General features: G+C 48.1%; 19 protein-coding genes and 1 pseudogene. 11 read left to right on the top strand and 9 right to left on the bottom strand.

The genetic code is table 11. The features are described 5' to 3' along the window. Positions 1-6 precede the first annotated feature (6 nt). Both moaA and ACEW9O_RS12655 read right to left on the bottom strand, forming a co-directional pair. Positions 7-996, bottom strand: coding sequence for a GTP 3',8-cyclase MoaA (gene moaA, locus ACEW9O_RS12660; RefSeq protein WP_373550533.1), 990 nt, complete (start codon positions 994-996; stop codon positions 7-9). Positions 997-999: 3 nt separating this feature from the next. Next, positions 1,000-2,745, bottom strand: coding sequence for an alpha/beta hydrolase-fold protein (locus tag ACEW9O_RS12655; RefSeq protein WP_373550532.1), 1,746 nt, complete (start codon positions 2,743-2,745; stop codon positions 1,000-1,002). Positions 2,746-3,138: 393 nt separating this feature from the next. Between ACEW9O_RS12655 and tnpA the strand changes: the two genes are divergently transcribed. Further along, positions 3,139-3,585: an IS200/IS605 family transposase gene (gene tnpA / locus ACEW9O_RS12650; RefSeq protein WP_373550531.1), complete on the top strand. Its 447-nt coding sequence runs from the start codon at positions 3,139-3,141 to the stop codon at positions 3,583-3,585. A 1,096-nt stretch (positions 3,586-4,681) separates the two neighbouring features. Here the strand turns inward: tnpA and ACEW9O_RS12645 are convergent. Together ACEW9O_RS12645 and ACEW9O_RS12640 are read right to left on the bottom strand one after the other, a co-directional pair. After that, positions 4,682-5,167 (bottom strand): hypothetical protein, encoded by a 486-nt coding sequence (locus ACEW9O_RS12645; protein WP_373550530.1) that lies wholly within the window; start codon positions 5,165-5,167, stop codon positions 4,682-4,684. A 79-nt stretch (positions 5,168-5,246) separates the two neighbouring features. Beyond that, positions 5,247-7,847 (bottom strand): adenosylcobalamin-dependent ribonucleoside-diphosphate reductase, encoded by a 2,601-nt coding sequence (locus ACEW9O_RS12640; RefSeq protein ID WP_373550529.1) that lies wholly within the window; start codon positions 7,845-7,847, stop codon positions 5,247-5,249. A 362-nt stretch (positions 7,848-8,209) separates the two neighbouring features. Here ACEW9O_RS12640 and ACEW9O_RS12635 point away from each other — a divergent pair, with 362 nt between their 5' ends. The 7 genes and pseudogenes from ACEW9O_RS12635 (at position 8,210) to ACEW9O_RS12605 (ending at position 13,933) form a co-directional block, all read left to right on the top strand. Next, entirely contained in the window at positions 8,210-9,439 is a 1,230-nt protein-coding gene (locus ACEW9O_RS12635) for an MFS transporter (protein WP_373550528.1), read from the top strand. Positions 9,440-9,623: 184 nt separating this feature from the next. Further along, on the top strand, positions 9,624-10,607 hold the full coding sequence (locus tag ACEW9O_RS12630; protein ID WP_373550527.1) for a Gfo/Idh/MocA family protein: 984 nt from the start codon (positions 9,624-9,626) through the stop codon (positions 10,605-10,607). A 74-nt stretch (positions 10,608-10,681) separates the two neighbouring features. Further along, the gene (locus ACEW9O_RS12625; RefSeq protein WP_373550526.1) at positions 10,682-11,485 is read left to right on the top strand and encodes an RNA polymerase sigma factor; all 804 of its coding nucleotides are present in this window, start codon (positions 10,682-10,684) and stop codon (positions 11,483-11,485) included. A 201-nt stretch (positions 11,486-11,686) separates the two neighbouring features. Continuing rightward, positions 11,687-12,145: an SRPBCC domain-containing protein gene (locus ACEW9O_RS12620; protein WP_373550525.1), complete on the top strand. Its 459-nt coding sequence runs from the start codon at positions 11,687-11,689 to the stop codon at positions 12,143-12,145. Continuing rightward, positions 12,146-12,349, top strand: a pseudogene (locus ACEW9O_RS12615) (DUF6855 family protein); the annotation flags it as partial. Between the two features lie 133 nt (positions 12,350-12,482). Continuing rightward, positions 12,483-13,178, top strand: coding sequence for an ion channel (locus ACEW9O_RS12610; protein WP_373550524.1), 696 nt, complete (start codon positions 12,483-12,485; stop codon positions 13,176-13,178). Next, the gene (locus ACEW9O_RS12605; protein ID WP_373550523.1) at positions 13,175-13,933 is read left to right on the top strand and encodes a hypothetical protein; all 759 of its coding nucleotides are present in this window, start codon (positions 13,175-13,177) and stop codon (positions 13,931-13,933) included. Before ACEW9O_RS12610 ends, ACEW9O_RS12605 begins: the two co-directional genes overlap by 4 nt. Here ACEW9O_RS12605 and ACEW9O_RS12600 read toward each other — a convergent pair. The 4 genes from ACEW9O_RS12600 to ACEW9O_RS12585 all read right to left on the bottom strand — a co-directional run bounded on the left by ACEW9O_RS12600 (position 13,926) and on the right by ACEW9O_RS12585 (position 17,251). Next, on the bottom strand, positions 13,926-15,152 hold the full coding sequence (locus ACEW9O_RS12600) for a cytochrome-c peroxidase (protein ID WP_373550522.1): 1,227 nt from the start codon (positions 15,150-15,152) through the stop codon (positions 13,926-13,928). The genes ACEW9O_RS12605 and ACEW9O_RS12600 overlap by 8 nt on opposite strands. 30 nt (positions 15,153-15,182) lie before the next feature. Further along, complete coding sequence (locus ACEW9O_RS12595; protein WP_373550521.1) at positions 15,183-15,800, bottom strand: hypothetical protein; 618 nt, start codon at positions 15,798-15,800, stop codon at positions 15,183-15,185. Positions 15,801-15,802: 2 nt separating this feature from the next. Further along, positions 15,803-16,447: a hypothetical protein gene (locus ACEW9O_RS12590; RefSeq protein WP_373550520.1), complete on the bottom strand. Its 645-nt coding sequence runs from the start codon at positions 16,445-16,447 to the stop codon at positions 15,803-15,805. Between the two features lie 159 nt (positions 16,448-16,606). Then, a complete protein-coding gene (locus ACEW9O_RS12585) occupies positions 16,607-17,251 on the bottom strand; it encodes a pyridoxamine 5'-phosphate oxidase family protein (protein ID WP_373550519.1) in 645 nt (214 codons plus the stop codon). A gap of 261 nt (positions 17,252-17,512) precedes the next feature. On the opposite strand from ACEW9O_RS12585, the gene ACEW9O_RS12580 reads away from it, so the two are divergent. Together ACEW9O_RS12580 and ACEW9O_RS12575 are read left to right on the top strand one after the other, a co-directional pair. Then, entirely contained in the window at positions 17,513-18,103 is a 591-nt protein-coding gene (locus ACEW9O_RS12580; protein ID WP_373550518.1) for an NfeD family protein, read from the top strand. Between the two features lie 52 nt (positions 18,104-18,155). Then, positions 18,156-18,683, top strand: a complete 528-nt coding sequence (locus ACEW9O_RS12575) for a hypothetical protein (protein ID WP_373550517.1) — start codon at positions 18,156-18,158, stop codon at positions 18,681-18,683. Here ACEW9O_RS12575 and ACEW9O_RS12570 read toward each other — a convergent pair. Then, the gene (locus ACEW9O_RS12570; protein WP_373550516.1) at positions 18,673-19,215 is read right to left on the bottom strand and encodes a hypothetical protein; all 543 of its coding nucleotides are present in this window, start codon (positions 19,213-19,215) and stop codon (positions 18,673-18,675) included. The two genes, ACEW9O_RS12575 and ACEW9O_RS12570, sit on opposite strands and share 11 nt — an antisense overlap. A gap of 139 nt (positions 19,216-19,354) precedes the next feature. Between ACEW9O_RS12570 and ACEW9O_RS12565 the strand changes: the two genes are divergently transcribed. Next, positions 19,355-21,268, top strand: a complete 1,914-nt coding sequence (locus ACEW9O_RS12565) for a DNA topoisomerase IV subunit B (RefSeq protein WP_373550515.1) — start codon at positions 19,355-19,357, stop codon at positions 21,266-21,268. The last annotated feature ends 126 nt before the right edge of the window (positions 21,269-21,394 follow it).

Genomic DNA, 21,394 nt, shown 5'->3' with positions numbered 1-21,394 from the left:
CAACAGTTACCCGCCAATCGTCGACATCGACTCCGAAACAGGCAGGCCAAAATTACGATTTTTTTCAGCTTCCCAACCATCTTTGGCTCGGTTCCCTAAAGCAACTAAAAAAGTATCGCGGATCTGGGCGTCGGTGGCGCCCTCGCGCATCAGATCGCGGACGTTGAACACACCAGTGTCGTACAAACAGGTCTTCAAACCACCCTGTGGGGTCACCCGAATGCGGTTGCAGGTACCACAAAAGGTGCGACTGTAGGCGGCAATGATGCCAATGTCCCCTTTGAAACCGGGAACCTTGTAATTGCTGGAGGTCGAATTGGGCGGATCGGGTAGTTTTTCCAAATTGGGAAAAGCGCCGCGCAGGTGCTCCAAAATCCGGCGATGGTTCCACTCCAAAATGGGGTAATAGCTTCCTTCCCCATTAAAAGGCATTTCTTCGATGAAACGCACACTCACGGGGTAATCTTTGGTGAGTTCGGCCATGGGGATCAGGTCGTCGGTATTTTTTCCATCCATCACCACGGCGTTGATTTTGGTTTTGATGCCGTGTTCCAACAAGGCGTGGAAGGTGTTCATCACTTCTTTGAACACGTTTCGACGGGTAATGGCAAAAAAACGATCGGGGTCGAGGGTATCCATGCTGAGGTTGACCGATTTGATGCCGATGGCTTTCAGTTCAGGTACCAGGGGAGCAGTGGTGGTTCCGTTGGTGGTGATGTTGATTTGCCGCAAACCCGGAATTTGGCCGATGTGGCGCAAAAAGTCCATCATGTCCCGGCGCACAAAGGGCTCACCGCCCGTAATGCGCACCTTGTCGATGCCCATGTCGACCAGCAAATGCACCAAACGGATCATTTCCTCGTACGATAAGAGCTCGTGTTTGTCTATATAGGTGATGCCTTCCTCCGGCATGCAATAGAAGCAGCGCAGGTTGCAGCGGTCGGTAACCGCCAGGCGAACGTAATTGATTTGGCGACCGTGATTGTCGTAGAGCATGTTTTAGTACTTCCAAGATTTAAGATCCGCGCCAGCGGGTGCCCGACTTTCCACTTCCTTCGCCCACTTGGGGATGAACATGCGGTGGTAACGCAGGCGGGAGATGGCATTGGGTTGGGTGTGATCCCCGTTCCAGCAATGTTCAGCCCGGTCGCCGTAGTCTACCTCGCCGTCGTAAGCAGGGTTGGTCGTTTCTTTCAGGATGTCTTCCATCAGGTAAACCGCATTATTGAGGTAGTAGTTGTCCATGTCCCCACAATAAATGTGGATTTTCCCCCGCAGGCTGGTGCCTATTTTGGGCCAGTCGCGCTTGAGGATGTAAGCAAGGTCGTAATTTTCTTTCCAAAACTCGGCAACCTTGGGGTTTATTTCTCCCGTGTATTTGTCCCAGATGGGCTGCGGATAGCCGTCGGCACCTACCGGTGAGTAGACAGCCTCCCAAATGTCCCATTGCTGGCCGGAGCGGCTTTTGGTGCCGAGCACCAGTTCCCGCATATTGGCCTCCCGTAAGGTGGCAGATACGTGCCCCAGGTAGTCGCGCATGCCGGGGCGGGGTGTTTTTTTGAACTCGCTATCCAGCCAGTAGGCGTTTTTGTCCTTGTAAATGTCTACGACGGTGTATGCCCGAAAGTCAATCGGGTCGGGGCAGGCGGCATAACAACCATTGTATTCATTGGGGTAAAACAACTGAGCCGCCAGTGCTTCCCAACCCCCGGTAGAGCCGCCGTACATGAAACGCGCCCAACCCTGGCCGATCCCCCGGAACTGCTTTTCGATGTAGGGGATCAACTCGTAGGTGATGGCGTCGCCATATGGCCCGATGTTTTGGGAGTTGACGGCGTAGGAATCGTCGTAAAAGGGGGTGGCGTGCTGGATTTCGATGGCGATCATGCGGGGGAAATTCGGTCCTGTCCACATTTTGTAAAAGTCATAAGCTTCCTGTTGTTCGATGCGGTTGTAACAATCGAGTTTGAAGCGGGCGCTGTAAGTGCAGGGGACGGTGGTATCAGGTGGAGTCGTGCGCCAGCCGCTAAAATCATCGGGGAAATGGCCGTGAAAAATGGCTAAGGGGTAGCGGGCTTCGGGGTGAGCGTCGAAGCCCTCTGGAAGTAAAACGTGGGCACCGAGGTAAATGTCGCGACCCCAAAACTTGGACAGCCGCTCACTTTTGATTTTGATGTGTTTGACGTATTTGGTGTCGGCGGGTTCGGGGATGGGTGGGATTTCCTGATCGAGGTCAAGGATAATGGGTTTGGTGGATTTTGGGTCAAATTTAATTTTGATGGGTTTGGAGTAGAGGTTGCCGGGGGCCTGGTTCCATTGGCGACCTTCGCCGCGATCCCAACCGAGTTTGACCACCTTGCCGTCGGAACGGTTGTAGGTTTGGTATTTGTCGAGTAGGACTTGTACGGTGTATTCCCCGGCAGGTATGTTTTTGAGGCTTTCGATGGGGTAACCAAAGGCGCTGTGGTTGAAAGCTTTGAGTTGTTCGGCTTTCCAATCTTCTACGTCGATACCAAAAGCGAGTTGGGTTTCGGGGCCATCGGCGATCTGGAAGCGAGGCTCGGCTTTGTCGTTTTTGGAGAGCATCAACAATAATCGGCCATCGAATTGAGCGCCTTTGCTAGCCGGGAAACGCACCAGGAATTGGGCGGGTGTAGGGGCGGGTTTAGGGCTTTGGGCAAAAGTCCATTGGCTCAGGAAGAGGAGGGGCAAAAGGAGCGCCCAGGCATTGGTTTTGTTGGTCATTGTGAGGGTATTTTGGGTAAGCGCTTGTCTAAGTGGGATAAGATAAGGAGGATTTGTGGTTTGGCAAAAATGAAATGGAGGGGAGGGATAATTATAGGTTAGCAGGTGCCCAAAAGATGGAATCATGCTGGGTTTATAACCGCGGGAGCGGTTGAATTTACCGTAGCCCCGGTCGTCCGGGGACAAAGATTCCATGTGATGTGCGGCAACCGCGGGAGCGGTTGAACAATTCCTCTTTTGGTTTTGGAAATCCCCCAGAATCGTTTATATTTGAGTCTCATTTTTGCCTGCATAAAAATTATTCTTTACTCACCTTTCAGGCTGCAATCGCAGCATGCCCTAGTCTATTGGGGCAAAATCAATCCATTATTACTCAATCCAAATTTTTCAGGCATGCGTACCTACACTCAAATTTTGTACCACATCGTATTTGGCACCAAATACCGCGAAGCCGTTTTAATCAAGGAAAATCGGCAGGAGTTATTCAATTACATCTATGGGATTTTGAAGAAGAAAAAATGCTACCTGTACCGCGTCAATGGGGTGGAAGACCATATCCACTTGGCATTAGATCTTCACCCGACAATTGCACTTTCCAATCTGGTAAAAGACATCAAATTAGCGAGCAGCGATTTTATCAAGGAGAAAAATTTGTTCCCGGGTTTCGAACGTTGGCAAGATGGGTATGGGGCATTTACCCTCTCTATCCATGGAAAAGCCGATTTGGTGCAATACATCAAAGACCAAGAGGAGCACCATAGGCACAAGACGTATCGGGAGGAATTAATTGAGTTATTGACCGAACATGGGATTGATTTTGATGAAAAATACCTGGATTGAACGGGGGTGACGATGAGTTCAACCGCTACCGCGGTTGTGAAACATTGACCGAACGTTTTACCCCGGACGACCGGGGCTACGGTGAATTGAATCGCTCCGCGATTGGTGGGAGGTCTGATGGTAAGTGGTTTATGCTCGAATTTTCGTGCATGATCGCCACCAGATATGATGCCGCTACCGTCGGTTTTTTTGCCGCTACTAACCGCGGGAGCGGTTGAATTTACCGTAGCCCCGGTCGTCCTGGGACAAGGATGGTTGGGGATGTGCGGCAACCGCGGGAGCGGTTGAACTGATTTCCGAGTTTCTTTCACCTCCATTGAAAATTAAAAACCTTCAATACGCTTTTGAAATAGTGAGCCCAAGAAATTCAACCGCTGCCGCGGTTGTGAAACATTGACCGAACGTTTTACCCCGGACGACCGGGGCTATGGTGAATTGAATCGCTACCGCGATTGGTGGGAGGCTTGATGGTAAGTGGTTTATGCTCGAATTGAGTAAGTGAGCCTCTCCTAAATATAATGCCCATACCTTCGAATTTTAGTCGCTACAAACCGCGGGAGCGGTTGAATTTACCGTAGCCCCGGTCGTCCGGGGACAAGGATGGTTGGGGATGTGTGGCAACCGCGGGAGCGGTTGAACTGATTTCCGAGTTTCTTTCACCTCCATTGAAAATTAAAAACCTTCAATACGCTTTTGAAATAGTGAGCCCAAGAAATTCAACCGCATCCGCGGTTGCGAAACATTGACCGGACATTTTACCCCGGACGACCGGGGCTATTCAGAATTGAATCGCTCCGCGATTGGTGGGAGGTCTGAAAGTGAGTGGTTTATGCTCGTTTTTAGTGTATGACATCAAGCAGATATGACGCCTAGGTCATTGATTTTTATGCCACTACAAACCGCGGTAGCGGTTGAATTTAGAATAGCCCCGGTCGTCCGGGGACAAGGAATGGTTGGGGGTGGGTGGCAACCGCGGGAGCGGTTGAATTGATTTTCAGGGTGCTTGAATCTCCATTGGACATTGAAAATTTTGTTGTGTTTTGGCGCTGGGAATGGGATGGCTCAACCACTACTCACACCACAAATCTCAAAGACATTATACATTGATCTCTAGAATGATTTTTTCCACCCAATGCTTAAAATCTGGAGCAACCTCTTCTATTTTGGCCCATTGCGCTATAGCATTTAATCCTACCAAGAACATCCTTGCTGATTTCCCCGTTTCGTTAAAATTTCCGATTAAATCATGACTTCCTAAGTGCAAATGGCCTTTCAATGTATGATCATATAACTTCTCAATAAGCTCAAGAGGAGCTTTCGACTTATTTCTACAAGCTTCCAATAATTTTATGATTTCCATCTTCTGGATATGATCGAAATCTATCCAGCCATTTATTAGATTTTGAACTTCTATACGAATATCTGGACTAGAAAATCGAAGCGATATTAGGGCGAGGTACAAATTATTCCCAAGAACTTCTTCAAGCTCAGGTTCTTGGAAAAGCCACCCCTCAAACTCCTTTGGAGGAATTTTACCCAACAAAAAATCATTGAATTGAAGACTATAATTTAATGGCAACATTTGATATTTACTTCAGGTCTAAAATGCAGAAAAGCCGGATCACTCTCCTGAGTAACCCGGCCTTCTTTATGATATTCAATCAATTACACTTCGAATACCCACAACTCACACAACTCAAACATCCCTCCTTATACACCAATCCATGCGCATCTCCGCACGAAGGGCACTCTGCCTTCCCAGCCTTCGTCCCATCGGGTACTAGCGTTTTTAGCGCACGCACCACTCCATTTTTCCAGGTGTTGATGTAATCCTCGTCGGCGTTGAGGCCTTCGACGAGGTCGACCACTTTTTGGATGGGCATCCCCAGGCGCAGGACGCCGGAGATCAGTTTGGCGTAGTTCCAATATTCCTTGTTGAAGCTGCGGCTGAGGCCTTCGATGGTCACGCGGTAGCCATCTCTGTCCATGAACTGGAAGTCGTAGCGGTTGCGGCCATCTTCTTCACCTCTGGCTTTGTTCACCCAGCCTGTTTCCACGTAGGGTGGCAGTTTGAAGGTATCGATGGCGGCGCCAGTGAAGACCTCATAAGGACGACCTTCCAGCAGACCAATGACGGCGATCCACTGCTTGTCGTTGTTCATGAAGCGCACAATTTTGGCTTCCAGACGGTCGGGGCGCTCGGGGTAGAAGGCTTCTCCAAACTTGGCGTGGCCGTTGCCATTGGAAGATTGGCCGTTGGCACCTTTTTTGCCTTTTTTGTCTTTTTTCTCCGCAGAAATCAAGACGCCAGAGCGGGAGCCATCGCGGTAAATGGTACAACCCTTGCAGCCTTCTTCCCAGGCCGTTTGGTAGATGCGTTTGACCATGTCCACCGAAGTATCTTCGGGGACGTTGACCGTTACGCTGATGGAGTGATCCACCCATTTTTGGATGGCGCCCTGCATTTTTACCTTTTGCACCCAGTCTACGTCGTTGGCACTGGCTTTGTGGTAAGGCGATTTTTCGATGATTGGTTGCAGTTCCTCGGCGTTCATTTTGGTCACCTCGTCTACCTGGTAGCCGTTTTGCTGGAGCCAATCGAGGAATTTGTGGTGGAACACGTTGTATTCTTCCCAGTGGTCGCCCACCTCATCGATGAAAGCCACTTTGACATCTTTGTCGTTGGGGTTCACCTTGCGGCGGCGCTTGTAGCTCACCATAAATACGGGTTCGATCCCCGAAGTCGTTTGGGTCATCAAGCTGGTGGTGCCTGTAGGTGCGATGGTCAGCAGGGCGATGTTGCGGCGACCGTAGCGCTGCATATCGGCGTACAACTGTGGGTCGGCAGCCGCCAAACGCTGGATGAATGGATTGTTCTCTTCCCGGCGGCTATCGTAGATGGGGAAAGCGCCCCGATCACGTGCCATGTCTACCGAAGCGCGGTAGGCATTGATGGCCAGGCATTGGTGGATTTTTACAGACATTTCAATGCCTTCGTCGCTGCCGTAGCGCAAACCCAGAGCGGCGAGGGTGTCACCTTCGGCGGTGATGCCCACCCCGGTGCGGCGACCACCAATACAGGCAGTGCGTACTTTATTCCAAAGCTCGTATTCCACCTCTTTCAGGTCGCGGGCTTCCGGGTCTTTTTCAATTTTTTCGATGATGCGGTCAATTTTTTCCATCTCCATGTCGATGATGTCGTCCATGATGCGCTGGGCCAATTGTGCATGTTCCGCAAATTTTTCAAAGTTGAAGTACGCTTCAGGTGTAAAGGGCTTTTCAACGTAGCTGTACATATTCAGCGCCAAGAGGCGACAGCTGTCGTAAGGCGAAAGGGGAATTTCGCCACAAGGGTTGGTAGAACTGGTGCGGTAACCCAAGTCAGCGTAACAATCTGGCACGGATTCCCGAATCACGGTATCCCAGAACAATACCCCAGGCTCTGCCGATTTCCAGGCGTTGTAGATGATTTTGTCCCAAAGGGCTGAAGCATCAATTTCCTTGGTCATTTTTGGATTGTCCGAATCGACCGGGAACTGCTGCTTGTAAGGTGTGCCACCCATGGCTGCACGCATAAATTCGTCGTCGATGCGGACGGATACGTTGGCACCGGTTACTTTGCCTTGCTCCAGCTTGGCGTCGATGAAAGCTTCGGCATCGGGGTGTTTGCTCGATACACTGAGCATCAGTGCCCCCCGGCGGCCATCCTGGGCTACCTCGCGGGTGGAGTTGGAGTAGCGCTCCATGAAGGGAACGATACCCGTGGAACTCAGGGCAGAGTTCATTACCGGACTACCTTTGGGGCGAATGTGGGACAAGTCATGCCCTACTCCACCGCGGCGTTTCATGAGTTGTACCTGTTCTTCATCGGTACGGATGATTCCGCCGTAAGAATCGGCAAAGTTGCCAATTACAAAACAGTTGGAAAGCGAGGATACCTGTAGGTTATTGCCAATGCCAGCCATCGGACTGCCCTGGGGCACGATGTAGGCAAAATCTTTCAACAAATCGTAGGCTGCTTCTTCACTCAGTGGGTTGGGGTACTTGGACTCGATGCGCGCGATTTCACTAGCGATGCGACGGTGCATGTCCTCTGGGGTTCTTTCATAAATATTGCCAAAGGAATCCTTTAAGGCATACTTGTTTACCCATACGTTGGCGGCGAGGTTGTCGCCTTTAAAATACTCGGTGCTTGCCGTAACTGCCTCTTCGAAAGAATAGGTTTGTAGTTGCGCGATGTGCTCTTGGTCTTTAACTATCATAAAACTTTTGGTTTAATCAGGAGTCCAATTTCCTTCTTTTTTCACACTAAACCAAAACAAAACTGTGGAAAAGACTAACATCTTTTCCACACTCTGATAAAAAATATTTGACTGATTCAAAAAAAAGTGTAAGAAAAGATGGAAAAAAGTAAAGACTTAAGTTCTTAGCAGTGGGGCAAAAATAAATGTTCATTTTTTTTAAGTCAAAGGATTAGATAAGACACTTGAAATGAACCGTTGACTCATCTAATCATTTGACAAAATGAACATTTATTTTTTATCGCCCCTTATGAAACCCAAGCTGGATTTTTCGTGTTCCTATCCTTATCTGATTTTTCATACCCGAACACAACTACTACATTATGAACTGGAAAGAGCGGATTATGCTGATCCTTTTAGCTGCCTTAAACTTTACCCACATCCTTGATTTTATGATCTTGATGCCCTTGGGGAACTACCTGATGCCTTATTTTGACTTGTCACCCAAGCAATTTTCCATTCTGGTTTCGGCTTACACCATTAGCGCCGCGGTGTCGGGCTTTGGTGCTGCTTTTTTTGTTGATCATTACGACCGCAAAAAAGTATTGATTTACGCCTACATTGGCTTTTTGGTTGGCACCATTGCTTGTGGCCTCGCCCCTACATTTATGACCTTGTTTATTGCCCGGACCCTTGCCGGGTTGTTTGGCGGTCTGATTGGGGCGCAGGTTTTGTCCATTGTCGCGGATAGTTTCCCTTACGAGCGGCGGGGTGCGGCGATGGGAGCCATCATGTCGGCTTTTGCGCTGGCTTCTACTTTTGGGGTGCCTTTTGCCTTGTATTTGGCCAATTTGATTTCCTGGCATGCGCCATTTTTGTTGGTGGGCACCTTGGGGATTGTGTTGATTCCATTGCTGATCCGTTACTTGCCAAGTATGACGGGGCACATTCAACCGGAAGGTGCAATACCGCAGAGCAAATGGAACGTCATCACCAGCGTTTTTGCGGATCGTCGCCAATACACTGCATTGCTTTTTAGTGGATTGATCATGTTTGGACATTTTTCCATCATTCCGTTTATCAATCCCTACATGGAGTTTAATGTTGGTTTTTCCAAAAACTTCACACCTTTAATATATCTCGTCGGAGGAGTTGCGGCCTTTTTTGCTTCGAACATTTTGGGCAGGCTTTCGGATGTACATGGAAAGGTGCTCATTTTTATGATTTGCACCTTTTCGGCACTGCCCATGGTTTTTGTCATCACCAACTTGCCACCCTTACAGGCGTATATTCCGGTTTTGATTCTGTTTGGGCTCTGGTTTTCGGTGGCAACTGGCCGGGGCGTAACTTCCAGTGCGATGATCACCAGTGTAGTCAATCCGGAGCAAAGGGGGAGTTTTCAGAGTTTCAACAGCAGCTTGCAGCAGTTGGGCAGTGGTCTGGCGGCTTTGGTGGCCGGGTTTATTGTAACCAAAGACCCGGACTCTGGTAAATTGGTCCACTACAACTGGGTAGGGTACATGAGCATCGTGACACTTTTGATTTGTGTATATTTGGGTTACACCAATTTCCGCTATTTGGAAAAAGGGAAACTGGCGGTGGTTAAATCGTAGGTGCAACCCTTGGTGGTTGCCCCTACGATTTTGGTGATGGGCAACCACCAAGGGTTGCACCTACTGTTGGGCAACCACGAAGGGTTGCAGCTACTGTTGGGCAACCACGAAGGGTTGCCCCTACGATAAATCTTTGCTATTTTAGCGGTGGGCAACCACAAAGGGTTGCGCCTTCACAATTACCATGTCTTTATCCCACGTCTATTGGGGCATGATCGGCTGCGGCAACGTAACCGAGAAAAAAAGCGGCCCGGCATTCAGCAAAACGCCTCATTCTACACTGGTAGCCGTGATGGCCCGCGATGGCGCTAAAGCCGCCGATTACGCGCAGCGGCATCAGGTACCCCGTTGGTACGACGATGTGAATGCCCTGCTGCAAGACCCGGAAGTCAACGCCATCTATATCGCTACTCCTCCCAATGTACACGCTGATTTCGCCATTCGGGCCATGCGCGCGGGCAAGGCGGTGTACGTCGAAAAACCCATGGCCATGAACAGCGCCGAGTGTGCGGTAATGAATCAGGTTAGTCAGGAAACGGGCATGCCGCTTTTTGTCGCCTACTATCGCCGTTCTTTGCCGAATTTCATGAAAATCCAGGAATTGGTACAATCTGGGGTCATTGGTGATGTCCGTTTTGTGCACCTGCGTGTTCACAATCCTCCTCAAGCGGAGGAAATTGCTGAAAACCCTCAACCTCGCTGGCGGGTCAATCCCGACATTTCTGGCGGTGGACATTTTCACGATCTGGCTTCTCACCAAGTCGACTTCTTGGAGTATTTGTTAGGCGATATTCATCAGGTACAGGGGATGGCACGCAATCAGGGTGGACTTTATACAGCGGACGATATGGTGGTGGCCAATTTTGAGTTTGCTTCGGGGATATTGGGCTCGGGCACCTGGTGCTTCACCGTCAACCCTGAACAACGCACCGATGAAACCCAAATCATCGGCTCGAAAGGCAAAATTAGCTTTGCTTTTTTCAACGATTCACCGATTCGGGTAGAAACGGCGGAGGGTTTGGTGGAATACCCGATTCCGTACCCGGAGCATGTACAACAACCTTTGATTGAAAGCATCGTGCGGGAGTTGCGAGGGGAGGGGACTTGTCCAAGTGCTGGCATCAGTGGTGCTAGGGCGAATTGGTGGCTGGATCAGATTGTAGGTTAACAATGGATTAAATCTGCTTTTTAGTGAATCATTTCCAAGCTTATTCTATATTTTGCTAAAAACCGACACACCTAATGTCCACCGCCCATTTAAACACCGAATTTGAACAAATTCAGGGTCAACTCAAATCCTTTATCCTCCGGATCACGGCCAGTGTGGCCGATGCTGAAGACATTGTCCAGGACACCTACCTCAAGGCTGCTGAAAAAATTGAAAGCTTTCGTGGAGAGTCTTCGCTCAAAACCTGGATATTTTCGATTGCCTCCAATCTGGCCAAAGACAACCTGAGGGCAAAAAAGCGCTGGACGGAAGATGTAACCGATGTTTGTAAATCGGCTGCACTGTCCAACCCTCAATTTTTCCAGGAAGCCATGCAGATTCGCCACGCCTCCACTCATGGAGCTTTTGAAATCAAAGAACACATCGCGTTTTGTTTTACCTGTATCGCCAAATCACTCCCGCTAGAGCAGCAAATCTGCCTTTTACTCAAGGAAGTGTACGATTTTAAGGTCGCCGAAATCCTGCAAATTGTGGACACCAGCGAGGCCATGGTCAAATATTACCTGCATACTGCCAGGGCCAAAATGGTCAGCATATTTGAAGGGCGTTGTGCATTGATCAACAAGGAAGGTACCTGCCATCAGTGTTCGGAGTTGAACACAGTTTTTAATCCCCAACAAAAATTTCAGGAAGAGGCGGTTAAAATTGACATGATCAAAGCAGCCGAAAAAGGGGATAAAGAGCATCTTTTTGACCTCCGTATGCAAATTTTACAAGGCATTGATCCTTTTACTTCTGGCGCTTCGGAGTTGCAATTGCATCATTTAGAGCACAATAGAAAAGTGATGGAAAGTTTTTTGAAAAAAAATGAAGTTTAGCCTATCGTTTTAATTCGCTCGTTCGTCAGAAACGCAAACAAGCATTAGTAGTGGGGCAAAAATAAGTGCTCATTTTTCCTGAGCCAGAGGATTAGATAAGACACTTGAAATGAAACGTTTACTTATCTAGTCCTCTGGCAAAATGAGCATTTATTTTTTGTCGCCCCTTACAAACAAACTTTGTATCAAAAAACAGCCATCATGAGTGCTACAACATCAAACGGAAAAGCCGCAACAACCAAAACCACTTTCAGCCGCGAAACCGCAGTGAGCATCGCAATCCAGGCTGACGCCTCCATCATCTGGTCTTTGTTGACCACTGCCAGTGATTTCTCACGTTGGAACTCAACTGTGATTTCCATTAACGGAAATATAGCCCTGGGTGAAACCATCCAACTCATCTCCACCCTTGACCCCAAAAGAACCTTCAAACTAAAAGTAAAGGAATTTGAGACGGATAAAAGATTGGTTTGGGGCGATGCAATGGGCAATCGAGTATACAGCCTGAGCAAAAATGACCAGGGCCATACTGTTTTTTCCATGGCGGAAAAAATTGGTGGTCTGATGTTCCCACTTTTCGCTCGCTTTATTCCTCCTTTTGATGCCTCTTTTGAACAGTTTGCCGCTGATCTGAAAAAGGAAGCCGAAAGCATCATGTAAGGATCTGCCGGTGAGCAAAAGCCCGCCAAAGAAGGTACCGTAGAAGCCTGGGGTCGCGCCGAAAATAACCCCGTAGGAGGTTGGTATGGTTTAAAAAAAGGCTACCGAGGCCGCTTTGGTATGTATATCCCGCCGCTGATGGAGGCACTGGGACTGGCTGAAGTTACGCATGATGCGAAAGGAAACAAAATGCGGGCGATTTAAGCCAACGGAGCGGCAATTGAAAATTGATAGATTTTGTACGGGCAGATGATCAATGTGGAGCAGTCGACTTTGATTGGGTAAGAAAATTCTAAGATGATTATCTTGCGGCTAGATCCCCGAAAAATTTCTCTCAATGCTCAACACCAGGTCTAATTTCACCCACTTCCTACAGGCCCGCAAATACGAGCTGCTGCTCTTTGCGCTGCTTCAACACCTTTTTATTGGTGTTTTTTTACAAAATCTACCCATGTATACCCAGGTCATTTGGCCCATCAACATGTTGATCCTGGGCGTTGCCAGTGTGGGCGTTTTTGTTGAAAAAGGCAAATGGAAAAATGTGGTGCGGAATTTCCTGTTCATTCTGGTGTTTGGTTTTCCCATTGCGCTGACTTTTGCCTCTGGGATTCCCAATTTTATGCTTGCCCTGAATGTGACCTATGTGATTTATTTTGCCTTTATATTTTGGGAAATCATCAAGTTTTTGATCCGCCCTAGTTACATCAATGTGGACGTTATTTCTGCCTCCGCCTGTGGCTATTTGCTACTCATTGAATTGGCAGTATTTCTTTTGCAAATTTTTGTCTACGCCAACCCAGCATCGTTCAAAGGGATAAGTACCGACGGCACTGCTGCTACGTACATGGATCTGGTTTATTTTTGCAGCATCACTTTGACCAGTATTGGTTTTGGAGACATTACCCCCAACACCCATCATACCAAACTGATCACTGCCTTGTTTGGCATCGCCGGACAGTTTTACCTCGTCGTGTTGATGGGGATTTTGATTAGCAAATTTTCATCCGTAACTGACCATAAACGCCAATTATGAAAAAACGCGAAAAACTGGCCATCATCCGCCAATACTACCACGATGCCATCACCACCATTGATGGGGTCAACCGCTTGATCGATTTTGTGGAGGAAAAATTAGATCTGGAGCCAGGGCAAGTCATGCTGGCCGATAGCATTTGTAGCGACGATGTCAATAGCATTCAGTACCCTGCCCGCGCCTACGAGTTTTTGGGCCCGTTTAAAATGGGTGGCCTGGATGGATTTCCCTTCACCGGACTTACCGGAATGGGCGCTTTTGCCAGCCATGTACCCGATGATGGTGCGGTATTTGTGTACTACGGACCCCATGTGGGGGTATCCAAAAATGGTGCCTTTGGGGAAATCCATCGCATGGGACAAAGCAAAAACTCTGGATGTTGTGGCGCGGCCAAAGGTGCGTTGAATAAACTGATCAATGGCCAGATCACTGCCGGGAATGTAACCGACATGGACTACCAGATGAATACCATTGAGCAGATTTTGTGGGAAGAAAACGAGCGAGTTCTGGGCGCAGCGATCCCGCTGAAGGAGGCTACCGAGGTCATTTATGAAGCCATCGACCGTCGGATAGAAGAATTGGTAGCGGCAACCCATTACAATTGCCGCTACGTTATTTTGATGGGCGCTATTCTGATCAACAGTGACTCGGATATGGGCTCGTTCAACTGTGCCCGCAAGTTTGATGTCATCAATCTAAAAACGAACGAACGCCAGAGTTTACTCCATCTAATGAAGCCAAACCTGATCAATTGAAAGGATTGGCGTACCGAGGATCTTTAGTGATCGATTCGTCGGTCAATGTCTTGAGAAAAGCCACCAAGGCCTTCTTTTCAATCGCATTCAGGTTCATTTTCAGCGGCTTACCATCCTTGTCGATGAATTTGGGGTCGAGCTCAGGATGAGCCTGAATGCCACTGTTGTAGTGATCTACTACTTGATCCAAGCTAACAAAACGACCATCGTGCATGTAAGGCCCGGTTAGGCCCACGTTGCGCAAGCTGGGAATGCGGAAACTCCCATTGTTCTTGCCTTTGTCTTTGGCCGAAAGCTCCAGACCAATCACCGCAGTCCCACCAATTTCAGGAGAACCGTAAGGATCATTGGAATGAGGATTGTCGGGCGCAGAAAAATTGCTGCCCGCGTGGCATTCGGAACATTTGGCTTTGGAACCAAAGAACAGGGCGCGGCCCATTTTTTCCAATTCGGTGTAATTGCTAAAATTGCTGGCTACCCCTTTGTCGAATTTGGAGTTGCTGGAAATGATGGAACAGACAAACTGCGCCATGGCATCGGCAATTTTCTGGCTATTGATTTCTGATTTGCCATACGCTTTGGCAAAAAGCTCGGGATAAAAGTTGGTTGCTGCTAGTTTTTTCTGCAACACCTCCATCGATTCCATGCCCATTTCGATGTGGTTCTGCACGGGCTCCAGCGCCAGTTGGGTCACGGAATGTACCCGGGAATCCCAAAACAGGTTGTGATTCAAACCTGAATTGATGATGGCCATCGAGTTGCGTGGGGTGGTTTTACCCCCAAAACCTTTACTGAATTGGGCATTGTCCGAAAACGCCAACTCCTGCTTGTGACAAGAAGCGCAAGAGATCGAATTGTTGATGGACAAACGGGTATCGTAAAACAGTACCCGACCCAAGGTCGCACCGTGGTTGCTGACGACCGGGTTGGCAGGGCCCAAAGTGATATTGGTATTGTTGATCAGATTAGGATCGATAAAATTGGGACTGTTCATGAGCCCTGGATTGGGTTTTACCCCAGGCTGACCAAAAATGTTGTTGCTAAAGCTCAAGAAGGTATTCTTCATATGCTCGGGCAATTGCAGCGAAGCATAATCCATGGCCTGCTCAGGCAAATTAGGCTCCCCCAAGGCGTCCTCAAATTCCATTTCTTCGTAACACGCAGTCAGGCCGATGAGCAAGCCAATGGTGAGTAAAGAGAGTAGCGTAATTTTCTTCATAAGACAGGTGGTTATTGAGCTATAAAAGAATTATTCATTTGAAATGATGCGTCGCTCTTTTTTCGGCGACCAAAAATTGAGGTTTAATGCTACTGGTGGAATGAACTCGAATTTGGGGCCAAAATCAGTGGTTCCAAATACCAGTGCAGTTTCCAGTGAAATACTCACTTTAGGAGAAACGAAAAAATCGACTCCCCAATGTGGCCCGATGCCCAAAAAAACTTCATCCCCTTGTTTGGTCCCAGGCGTATTAAAATCACCAGCACTAAAAAAGCCATTAAAGCCTCGGGTATACCCCCAACGTGGACTGAGGCGACGATACCCCTCAAAACCCAGGCGAAAATTGAAAAAAGCCTGAATTGCCTCTTCGTTAGCATCAGAAAGATCAACGCCTAGGCTTATTTTAAAACCCTTGAGCTTCCCTTTTTGCTCCACATAACTGCGCCAGTTCACATGATAAGGCCCCACTACTCGTGGATCAGAACGGTTAAAGGGAATCAGCTGCACCAATAAGGGGGTGGTGTTGAATCCCATTACCTTGTACCCTCCAGCGGGCAAAAAGCGATCTTGCTCGTTTTGAGCACTCAACACATTTGCCATCAGTAGGCCAATGAACAGGCTTGCGGTAAGTATCGTCAGGTAGCGCATGGTCAAAAGCGGAAAAACACGTACAAAGAATTCGGTATCGAAGGCAGGATTTCAAACTGCCGGATCTTCTGCTCGGTCGGAGGAACATTGGGATCGTTTTGATCCCTTTCTTTCCCCGAACTTGCCATTCCATACAAACTACTTTCGGTACTCAGCATTATTTTGGATGTCAGGTGAAACATCAAACCCATCAAAGGGCCTCCGCCAAAACCTGTGCTGTTGCTGCCCAATTCAATCGTTCCGCCGTTGGTATTGAAATCAACATCTTCCTGTTGATAGCGCATGATGGCATCAAGGCCGTAGTAAAAGCTGAATTTTTTAGTCAAAGTCCTGCGCCATTCCAGTCCTGCACGTAGGTGAAAATCCCGCTCATTGATCAGGCGTTGGCCTGTATTGGAGGCTTCTTCCCGATTGCGCAAACGGGCATTAAAACCCGTGCGGAAAGTGCTCCGTGCGCCAGGAAATTTGATGCTGAATAGATATGGATCGGTGGGCAAGCCCTGGCCTCCAGAATTAAAAAAACCTGAGAGGGTTTGAGTAATGTTCATGCCCAATTCCACCCTTGGCCAATACAATAGGGTATCTTGAGCAGAGAGCTTTCCCCATACCATCGTCACTATCAGCAGTAAAAACACCTGTCGCAACATCCTGTGTAGTTGTAATAAGCACCATATAATGGTAATCTGGTACTTTAAGGTAAAAATACCGCAATTCGCTATAATACCAAGCATTTAAACAAGGTAAAGTGGGAATAGGAAGTTACTTTAACACAAGACGGTGGCAATGGGAAAAGCGTTGGTGTTTTTTCAACGTGTGTATTGACTAATGTAGTCGGGCACCGGGATGTTAGGCTGCTGTTGCTCGTCTTGTTGTGGGATACCAACACTTAGCTTTAAAGGCAACAAACCAGCCCAAACCGGGGCTTCCATGTCTTCGGGATCGTCCCCAACGCCCATGTCGCGTACTTTGGCCGAAACTTCCTCCATTTCAACGGCAATGAACATCGTTTTTTTGAATTCACTCTCCGAAGGTTGTCGGGCATCGTTCCAACGCCCCGGGATGACGTGTTCGGTGAAACGTTCGGCGGCCATCCATCTTTCCGCCGGATCAGCCACCAAGCGGGTGGTTCCAAAAGCGACTACGGAGCGATAATTGAGCGAATGGTGAAAAACGGAACGCGCCAACACCAATGCATCGATCAAAGTAACCGCAATACAAACAGGAATGCCCTTGGCCATTTGCATGAAAAAATGACTGCCTACGGAGCCATGCAAATAAATGATGTTGTCTACTCGGCAATAGGACGTTGGGATGATGAATGGCTGTCTATCCAATACATAGGATACATGGCAGACTAGCGACTCATCCAGAATCGTATGAATGGTCCCTTCGTCGTTGCGCATCCGCTTGGCTAAACGACTGGGTTCAATGCGGGAGGTTTTCGGCTTCATGTGTTTATTTTTCTACAAAACTACCGACAATAAGGACTAGTGGAAACAGCCAGTTTTGAGAAAAAAGATAGACCAGATATAACACACCTTGACTCAACGTTGTTAAAAAACTTGAATCGGTTGAAAAAGGTACAAGAACTCCATTTTAGCGAAAATCCTTGCCCATTGGTCGATACTAAGGGAGCGATATGGCATAAGTAATCTACTTTTGTCGAAAAGCAAGGAAAAAATTTGTGCACGTGCTTTAAGATTGAGAAGACTATGCAGATTTGGTTATTTATTCCCGCATTCCTTCAACTCACCTGGGCAGAGCAACTGCTGTGGGTGGCTGCGGTGGTATTTACGATCCTGCTGAGTATTTTTTTGATCATGCAGTTTTTCAACGATGAACCTGATCACGGCGATATCCGCCCTAAAATTACTGGAGCCCGTTTTATCCTGACTTTTTTCACCTTTTGGGCCTGGACGAGTTTGTTGGCCCACATCTGGGAACCTGGCTTGTTGATCTCTTTATTGGACGGGCTGCCTTTTGGTATTCTTGCTGCACTGTTTCCTTACTTAATTCTGCGTTTGCGCAAGCCCGTAAAGAAGATCGTTCCCTCCAATCGACCCAAATTCAATTACCTGGAAGCCCTTACGAGTACTGGTGAAGTCTTGCAATACATTCCGCCCCATCAAGAGGGACTGGGACGCGTGCACCTCAACTTGCGCAAAGCACCTTATGCCCTCGATGCCATTTCCATTGGAGTCGAAATTCGCCCGGGCGACTCGGTGCGGGTAGTCGATATTGTTGACAACCACATCTTGGTTGTAGAGCCTTTACAACACATCGGGCCGCAGTCCCCATTTTAATTATCGCCTATTTTATATCTTTGGGTTTATTCCAGATCAAAATCATTGCAACATGACCTTGAATGACCTGCTTACGTACCTGAGCAATCATCCCGAATCAGTAGTATTGTACTTTGCTATTTTGCCTGTGGCGGCTTTGCTCTTGGCTTGGATAGCCGGAGTGGAAGGCCGCGATGCCCCCTGGAAATTCCTGTATTCTGCCCTCATTTATTTGAGTGCAGTACCAGGTATTTTTGCGCTGTCCCTAAATGTGTATATATTTTTGTTCGAACGCAGCAGCATTTTAAACATGGACATCTATACCCAGGTTTTGCCCATCGTATCCATGATTTTAACCTTGAGCATCGTGCGGCGCAATGTGGATTTGAGCTATATCCCCGGATTTGACAAATTGTCGGGCTTGCTCATGCTGATTGCCGCTACAATAGGTTTGATGTGGTTGGTAGATCGCACCCGAATCTTTGCCATCATCAGCATGCCCTTTTCAGTGGTGGTCTTGATTTTTGCTGGATTGCTGCTGGCGTTGAGTTTTGGTTATCGCCAGTTTTTTGGAAGAGGGTATTCAAGAACTAGAAATTAAAATCACTGTCATCCTCTTTGCTCTCTTCCTTGCGGAGGCGCTCGGGGCTCACCCGGAATGTGTAATCCCGATCTACAGTGTAACCAAAAGTAGCATGGGGCAGCAGGCGCATGAGGAATTTGCTAACCAGTTTTAATTTGCTAGCTTGCATGCCAACCGTATAATCACTTCCATCAGCTAGCTTGAAGTGCAAGGTGCCCTTGCGGAACAGGTGAATGCCAAAGGGCGCACCTTCGGTAATGACGGAATAAACCCACACAATATGTTGGGGCTGATAGCGGAGGTAATTGAGCAAAAGGTGGTTGTCGATGCGTAGGTTAGTGGTGGTATCTACGACCAATTTGCCGCCCACCATACTTAAGCCTAAACCAATAATGGAAAAAACAATGCTGATTTTAAAGGTCAACACGCACAATCCCGAACCAAAAGCCAGCAAGACCAAACTCATGGCGAACTGCAATCGCAGCTCCCGAAGGATGGCATTGCGCAGGTTGCGCATGGCAGGGTGACGGTATAAATTTTCTCGGTTCAAGCTAGTGAAATTAAAAATAAACAACAAATTGTTGCTAGAAAAAGTTTTTTTGCTGTATATTTAACGCAAAAATACCACTCTTTTCGTTCTTTTGAACTGATTTGCAGTAGTTTTTAATATTTTTTTAACATCGGAGCACATGGCAGAACAGCAAGTGAGTTACAACGAGGATAACATCCGTTCTTTAGACTGGAAAGAGCACATCCGGTTACGTCCGGGGATGTACATTGGCAAGCTGGGTGACGGGGCTTCTTCGGATGATGGCATCTACATTTTGCTCAAAGAAGTGTTGGACAACTGTATCGACGAATACGTCATGGGACACGGTAAGGAGATCCAAATTAAGATAGAGGAAAACTCCGCCGAAGTCCGCGACTACGGGCGGGGTATTCCCTTGGGCAAGGTCATCGACTGCGTGTCCAAAATCAATACTGGTGGCAAATACGATTCCAAAGCATTTAAAAAATCGGTAGGCCTTAACGGGGTAGGTACCAAAGCTGTCAACGCCCTTTCAGATTATTTTCTGGTCAAAGCTGTGCGCGAAGGGCAGATGAAAGTCGCCGAGTTTCAACAAGGTGAACTGCTCAAAGAACACCAGGTCGCAAAAACCAACGAACCCAACGGGACTTTGGTTTCTTTCAAACCCGACAGTGGTATTTTCCGCAATTACCGTTTTCATCGCGATCACCTCGAAAACCAGTTGTGGAATTACGCTTACCTCAATGCAGGTTTAAAACTCAACTACAACGGGCAGATCATCGTTTCCAAAAATGGCCTCTTTGACCTCCTGGGGCGCAAAACCAAAAACGAAGACCTGCGTTACCCCTTGATCCACCTCAAGGGCGAAGACATGGAAGTGGCCATGAGCCACGGCAACCATTACGGCGAGCAGTACTACTCCTTTGTCAATGGTCAAAATACCACCCAAGGTGGCAGTCACCTCAATGCCTTCAAGGAAGCAGTGGTAGAAACCGTGAAGAAATTTTACAATGCCAACTACGATCGCACCGATATTCTGGGGTCCATTGTAGCAGCAGTGAGCGTTCGGATCGAAGAACCAGTGTTTGAATCCCAAACCAAAACCAAACTGGGTTCGGTCAATACTGCCCCAGAAGGAGGACAAAGCATCCGCACCTTCGTCGGCAATTTCATCAAAGAACACCTCGACAATCACCTGCGCAAACACCCCGAAATAGCGGATGCCCTGAAAAAACGCATCCTGCAATCGGAACGGGAACGGAAGGAGATTGCCGACATCAAAAAACTGGCCAACCAACGCGCCAAAAAGGCCAATCTGCACAACAAAAAGCTGCGCGATTGCCGCCTGCATTTCAGCGATTCGACCAAAAAAGTCGCGGAAGACATGCGCCTGGCCACCACCTTGTTCATCACCGAGGGGGACTCGGCCAGTGGGTCCATCACCAAAGCGCGAGATGTACAAACGCAAGCGGTGTTTAGTTTGCGGGGAAAACCGCTCAACTGTTATGGTTTGACCAAAAAAACGGTCTACGAAAACGAAGAATTTAACCTCCTTCAGCATGCCTTAAGCATCGAAGATGGCATGGACGACCTGCGTTACAACCGCGTGGTCATTGCCACCGATGCCGACGTGGATGGCATGCACATCCGCCTCTTGATGTTGACTTTTTTCCTGCAATTTTTCCCTGAACTGGTACGTGGCAATCACTTGTACATCCTAGAGACGCCACTTTTCAGGGTGCGCGACAAGCAGCAGCGTTTTTATTGCTACTCTGAGTCGGAAAAGCAGGCTGCCATCAAAAAACTGCGGGGAAAGCCGGAGATCACCCGCTTTAAGGGCTTAGGTGAAATTTCTCCAGACGAGTTTTCGGCCTTCATTGGCACCGATATTCGCCTTGAACCCGTCATCATCACCGAAAATACCGACATCGATGATGTATTGTCTTACTACATGGGCAAAAACACGCCGGAACGCCAGGATTTTATCATTGGCAATTTGCGGGTGGAGTTGAATGAGATCGAGACAGAGGCGGTGGATGCTCCGGCGCTGGAAACGGCGGATGTGGAGGATTAAAGCTTTATTATTGATAGCCTTCGTGCCTTAACTGCTGAGGTGAATCCTTAGGTGTCTTAGGTTCCTTAGGTGGTAAAAAAAACATTCTTTCACCACCTAAGGAACCTAAGACACCTAAGGATTCAC

Source organism: Haliscomenobacter sp. (assembly GCF_041740695.1).
Classification (GTDB): Bacteria; Bacteroidota; Bacteroidia; order Chitinophagales; family Saprospiraceae; genus Haliscomenobacter.
Note: the sequence above shows the minus strand (reverse complement) of the source record. Positions and strands in the feature narration are given on the sequence as shown.